Origin of the sequence: Clostridium senegalense, from assembly GCF_018916625.1 — a bacterium.
GTDB lineage: Bacteria > Bacillota > Clostridia > Clostridiales > Clostridiaceae > Clostridium_J > Clostridium_J senegalense.
Genome location: NZ_JAHLNC010000023.1, coordinates 1 through 6,405 on the forward strand (window position 1 = coordinate 1; position 6,405 = coordinate 6,405).

Consider the following 6,405-nt stretch of genomic DNA (forward strand, 5'->3'; position numbering starts at 1 on the left):
TCGCTCGACTTGCATGTGTTAGGCACGCCGCCAGCGTTCGTCCTGAGCCAGGATCAAACTCTCAATTTAAAAGTTTGAACTGCTTCAAGCAATTTGCTGACTATAATAGTCAATTTTTTTACATCTTTCGATGTGAGTATCTACAAAATAGATTCTCAAATGAATTAACTGGTTTTACCTATATTTATCTGTTTAATTTTCAAAGACCAATTTTTAACTTATTTTCCGTCGTTTCCCGACTGCTTAATTAGTTTATCATCTTGTTTTTCCCTTGTCAACAACTTTTTTTAAGTCGTTTTTGAAAAACTTTTTTGCTTTAGGATGCTTACCTTTTCGGCGTTGCCCCTCAGCGACAAGATTTATTATATTAAACTTTTTAAGCCACATTTATTATTATTTACCTTGTTTAATTAAATTATTCCTATTTTTCTTTTATTTTCTTTATGATTTGTCTAAATTTCATTTATTGATACGCGTGGCAAAGTTTGTTTTTAAAAATATATTATCTATATATATTTTTTTCTAACTCTGTTATTCTATTAATAAATTAAAAGCAAAATTTTATATTACACACATAATAAAATAATAAATAATTTTATATATTATTCAATTAAATACATATTAAGGAGTTAACTATGAGTAATTTTTCTAATTTAAAATCATTAGGTGTTCTTATGCAAAATCATAAAGACTTTTATTCTATAAGAATTTTAAGCAACGGTGGAAATTTTTCTTGTGATGAATTAGACATATTAAATAAAATAGCTAAAACTTATGGTAAAGAATATGTTACTCTTACATCCCGTTGCTGTATAGAAATTCCTTATATAAAGAAAAATGATGTAAGTTTAGTACTTGATACACTTAAAAAATATAATTTTACTACAGCTGCAATGGGTAATTTTGTTCATCCTGTAACAGCTTGTCGTGGAACTGTTTGTAAAAATAGTCATACTAACACTCAATCTATTGCAGCAACTATTCAAAATATTACTATAGGCTTATCTTTGCCTCATAAAGTAACTATTGGTGTCATAGGTTGCTTTAACAACTGTTTAAAATCACAAAATAATGATATATTTATTAAACCTTATTCACAAATACATATTAATTCTTCTAAATGTAAATTATGCAAATCATGTATTAATAAGTGCACGTATAATGCCTTAACTATAGTAAATAATAAAATAAATTTAGATACTGAACTTTGCACTAATTGTGGAAAATGTATAAATTCATGTAATTTAAACTGTATTTTTTCTTATTGCGACTACTATAAAATTTTTCTTAAAATTAATGCAAACTGTAACTATGAAGAATTAGATATTTCTCTTAATTTAAACTCTCTTTACACAACTATAAGCTTTATATTAGACCAATATAGTTTATATAATTTTAAGAATGAACGTTTTTATGATTTTGCTAATAGATACATATCTAAGATAATAAATAAGCTCCAGAATTAATTCTGGAGCTTATTTATTATCAACTTCGTTCTATTTTCACTTTACTACCACCTAGACCTGATTGAGCTGGAGTTAATATAAGTTTTACTGGAACTCTATTCTTTATTGACTCTACATGACTTATTATACCTACTGACAATTTTTCATTATGAATTTTTTCAAGAGAACACATAACGATATCTAATAATTCATCATCTAATGTTCCAAAACCCTCATCAAAGAAAAACAATTCTAAAGGTGCAATTCCTTTAAGTTGTATTTGTGCTGAAAGTGCTAAAGCTAAAGATAGTGAAACTAAAAAAGTTTCTCCACCTGATAATGTAGATGCATCCCTTTGAGATCCACCATTTTTATAATCTCTTATTATAAATTTACCATTGTCATCTACTTCTAATCCATAGTTTCCATTTGTTATTTCTTTTAGTCTTTTAGACGCCTCTAGTGATACATATTTTAACTGATGATACGCCACAAATTCAACAAACTTTTTACCTTTAAATAACTTATCTAAATCATCTAATAAACTCATTTTGTATTCTAATTGTTTTTTATCATTTAATAATTCCTTTAAGTGCATAAGCTTTTCTTTCATATTGTTAGTTTCGGATTTTAAAGTAATTACAACTTCTTCTATCATTTTTAATTCTTTATTTTTTTCTTCTTTTAATATTTTAATTTCCTGCCATTGCTCTTCTGTTAACCTATTATTGCCTATTTTATTTTTTAAATTTTCTATGGCACCTATAATTTTAGATAATTTATTATTATAATCTTTAAACTCTCTTTTTATTATATCTAGATTTTCCCTTGATATTTTATATTCATTGGCTTCTTCTATACAACTAAATTTTTCTTCTATTAATGCTTTATCAAGATTTTTTCTATCATTTTTTCCTCTTTCTATTAAACTTGCAACATTTGCTTTTACTCCAACAAACTCTTCATTTAATTTATTATATTTATCATCTATGGATTTTTTTTCTCTTTCTACTTTAATATAGTTACTTTCTATTTCTAATATAAGATTGCTAATCTCTTCTTTCTCTAATGCCAAATCTTTAATATTTCCTATTATATTTATAATATAATTTTCTTTTTCTACTATTCTTTTATTTTTTTCTTGTAATATAACTCTTTTTTCCTTTAAATTTTCATTTAGCGTTGATAGCTTCTTAATTAAATTTTCTTTGTCTAATAACTTTTTCGATATATCTTCTCTTAATTCTTTAAGGTTGATTTCAAGTTTGGTTATTTCATTATCATTTTCTGATATCTCTTTACTTCTTTCTTCAAAGTTTTCTATTTTTAATTCTTCTTTTAACTTAATTAAATTAATTTTAACATCATTAATCTGTTTTTCTAATTTATCTAACTGTATTTTTAACTTTTCTAATCTTCCAGTATTTTGAGTTACTATTGTATCTATCTTGCTATATTCTATATCTTTTTTATTTATATCTTCACTTAACTTTTTTATATTATTTTCTATAGTATTTTTTTCCTCATCATATTTATTAAATTGAATTCTTAATAATTCAAATTTATCCTCTAACTCTTTTATAGATACTTTTTTAAAATCTTCTCCTAACTCTTCTATTTTAAAATGTTGTTGTTCTATTAATTTCTTATAAGAATCTATATTATTCTTTAATATGATAATTCTTTCATTAAATTCCTTTAATATTTCTTCATTTTCTTTTAGGTTTTCTTTTGATGTATCATTTTTAATTAAATTAATACTTTCTAAGTTATCTATTGAATGTTCTATAGAACCACATACCGGGCATGGATATCCTTTAAAAAGTTTTTCTCTTAGACATTGTGCTAAATTTTCAATTTCAACTTTATTTACATAATCTCTTAATGTATTTACAACATTTTCTACATTATTTCTTTCTTCTGTTTTAAAATTTAATTCTCTTACAGAGTCTTTTAATAAAATATTATTTTCTTCTAACTCTTTTATTAGTAAGTCATATCTATTCCATTTATCTTTATAATATGAAATTTCTTCTTGAAATTTTAATAATTCCTTAGGATCAGTTATATTTTTTTCCACTAACACTGCTTTCTTTTCTTTTAAATCATTTAACTTAATATTTAATTCATTAATTTTACATTTCAATTCATATCTGCTGTCCTTATTAACTTTCATACTTTCTTCTAATATATCTATTTCTAATAATAAATTTTTCTTTTGACTCGTTAATGATTTATAATCATTACTAATGATTACTCCTTCGTTTATCTTTGTTCTATGCTTATTTGATACTTTTAATTTATCTATACCTTTTTCTTTTGCTTCTCTTTGATTATTTAAAATAATAATATCCTCTTCTAATTCTTTTATATTATTATTTATATTTTTTATTAATTTTTCTTTTTCCTGTAGTTCTTTATCTAAATATTTTGCTTCATTTTTTAAATTTTTAATATTTTTTGCTTCTTCCATAGCTTCATCAATTCGTTCTTTTTTTATTTTTAAACTTGGAAGTTCATTCTCTTTTTTCTCTATTGCCTTTTTTAAAATAGCTTCTAATTTTTCTTTTTCAACTTTTATATTTTCAGTATCTTTTTGTATAATATTAAGTTTTTTATTTTCAACATTATATTGTCTCAATGTCTCATCACGAGCATCCATATAAGGTTTTATTTTTAAATAAGATTCACCTTTTAAAATTTTAATTTCCTTAATATTATTTTCTTTTTCTTTTAACTTTAACTCCTTAAAAATATGTTCACTTTTTCTTAATTCTTCTTGTAGATTCCAAATTACGCTATTTTCATTATATTCTTTTTCTATTACTATCAATTCTTTTTCTATATTTTCTTTATTTTTTAAAGCTAATTCTAATCTCTCCTCTTTTAATTTTAAACTTTCATTATCTATATCTTCATAACCTTTTAATTCACCTTGAAGTATATTATATTTTTGTCTTTCTCCTTTTATTTTGCCTATCAACTTATTAGATAAGTTATCTCCATATTTTTGTAAATTAAATAATCTCTCTAACATATTTCTTCTATCTTTACCTTCAAGTTTTAAAAAATCACTAAATTTACCTTGAGGTAATACTACAGTTCTTGTAAAATCATCTAATTCTAATCCTATAATTTCTTTACATTTTGCAGTTACATTTTTTGCTCCTTCTTCTAAAACTTCTACTGTTTCACAAGTCACATCTAATATTTTGGCTGACTTAGATCTTATATTGCCTGATTTATCTCTTTTAAATTCTCTCTCTACAGTATATTTTTTAATTTTTGCTCCAGATATTTGAAAGTGATAGACTACATTCACACTATTACAATTTGTATTTATAAAATTAGAACTTTTTCTAGAAACTTCTCCGTACAAAGCTAATGTTATTCCATCAAGTATTGTAGATTTACCACTTCCAGTAGGTCCAAATATACCAAAAAGTCCTTTATCTGTTAACCTTTTAAAATCAATTGTTTGTTCTTCTATAAAGCTATTCAAACCTTTTATTTTTAAACTAATTGGCTTCATTTTCATCACCATCCTTAACTATAGATAATAATAAATCTACAACTTCATCTTGTGGTTCTACTTTTCTCTCTTTAAAATAAAATTCCTTAAAAATACTTTCAAAAGATTTTTCTAAAAAAGTTGCCATATCAATTTCTTCTTCTTCTTCTTTTATTTTAGGTATAATTTCCAATATGTCTTTCTTTAAGCTTTTCATAGATTTGATTTCATCTTCTCTTATATATCTGTCTGTATATATTTCCAAATAAACCCAACATTCTTTGTTTTTATTTTCTTCACACTTCTTAATAGCTTCTTCTATACTTTTACATCTCCAAATTTCTATTGGTTTATAATTTTTGAATTCAATCTCCTCAAGCTTAAATTCCTCTCCTGCTTTTATATCTACAATAAAACACTTTTTCACAAAACCTATTTCTTTTTTATTATACTGTAGTGGTGAACCACAGTACCTAACTTTTTTCTTAGTTCCAGGAACAACTTGCGGTTTATGAACATGTCCTAATGCAATATACTGTGCTTCTTTTGGGAAACAACTTCCATCTACTATAAAACTTCCTCCAAGTTGTATATTTCTTTCTGATCCCGATTCTTCACTTCCCATTGCAAATAAATGGGATACTGCTATGTTTATAGTATCTTTTCTATAATTTTTACTTAAATTATCAAAAAGCAGTTTTATTCTATCACTATAATTTTTTGCCTTTTCCTCTTCTTCTTCCATTCCATCATATAGAACTTCATTTAATCTTTTTTCACTTGGATATGCTACTGTTAATATTACTGCTCTTTCTCCATTTACTTCTATTTCTATGAATCCTTCACCTGAATTACAAACTTTATGTTTGCCATATATACCCGTTTCAACTATTGATTTGGGCCTTCCTACCATAATAATTCCATGCTCCCTTGCCAATGGACCTGCTGCTACTAATCTATCTGGATTATCATGGTTTCCTGAAATTATCAATGTTAATCTTTCACCATTTTTAGATAATTTTTTTAATGTGTTGTAAAACATTCTTTCTGCCCTTGCCGGTGGATTACTATTATCATATATATCACCTGCTATAATAATTAAATCTACTTTATTATTTTCAACTATTTCTATAAAATCATTTAAGAATTTTTCCTGCTCATCCATCCTACTAAAGCCCTCTAAATTTTTTCCTAAATGCCAATCTGCAGTATGTAATATTCTCATATACTTACTCCTTTATAATACTTTATAATACTTTATAATTTTAATTATTTCATTGTCTTATTCCATAATTATACTATATATTTTCTAATATTTAAGAATTTATATTTTTTTAAACATAAAAAAAAGAAGTAGATATTCTACTTCTATGTTTCCAAAATGGCTCCGCGAAAAGGATTCGAACCTTCAACCTATCGGTTAACAGCCGAGTGCTCCACCGTTGAGCT

General features: G+C 24.7%; 3 protein-coding genes and 1 rRNA gene. 1 reads left to right on the forward strand and 3 read right to left on the reverse strand.

What is annotated here, in order from left to right; all coding sequences use genetic code 11:
• Positions 1 to 69: ribosomal RNA gene (locus KQI36_RS17440) — 16S ribosomal RNA — on the reverse strand; the annotation flags it as partial.
• Positions 70 to 635: 566 nt separating this feature from the next.
• Between KQI36_RS17440 and KQI36_RS17445 the strand changes: the two genes are divergently transcribed.
• Positions 636 to 1,466 carry a hypothetical protein gene (locus KQI36_RS17445; protein WP_216451999.1) on the forward strand — a complete coding sequence of 277 codons (831 nt, stop codon included), beginning with the start codon at positions 636 to 638 and terminating at the stop codon, positions 1,464 to 1,466.
• Positions 1,467 to 1,485: 19 nt separating this feature from the next.
• Here KQI36_RS17445 and KQI36_RS17450 read toward each other — a convergent pair whose 3' ends face one another.
• Both KQI36_RS17450 and KQI36_RS17455 read right to left on the reverse strand, forming a co-directional pair.
• The gene (locus KQI36_RS17450; protein ID WP_216452000.1) at positions 1,486 to 4,977 is read right to left on the reverse strand and encodes an SbcC/MukB-like Walker B domain-containing protein; all 3,492 of its coding nucleotides are present in this window, start codon (positions 4,975 to 4,977) and stop codon (positions 1,486 to 1,488) included.
• Positions 4,964 to 6,181, reverse strand: coding sequence for an exonuclease SbcCD subunit D (locus KQI36_RS17455; protein WP_216452001.1), 1,218 nt, complete (start codon positions 6,179 to 6,181; stop codon positions 4,964 to 4,966). Before KQI36_RS17455 ends, KQI36_RS17450 begins: the two co-directional genes overlap by 14 nt.
• Positions 6,182 to 6,405: the final 224 nt, after the last annotated feature.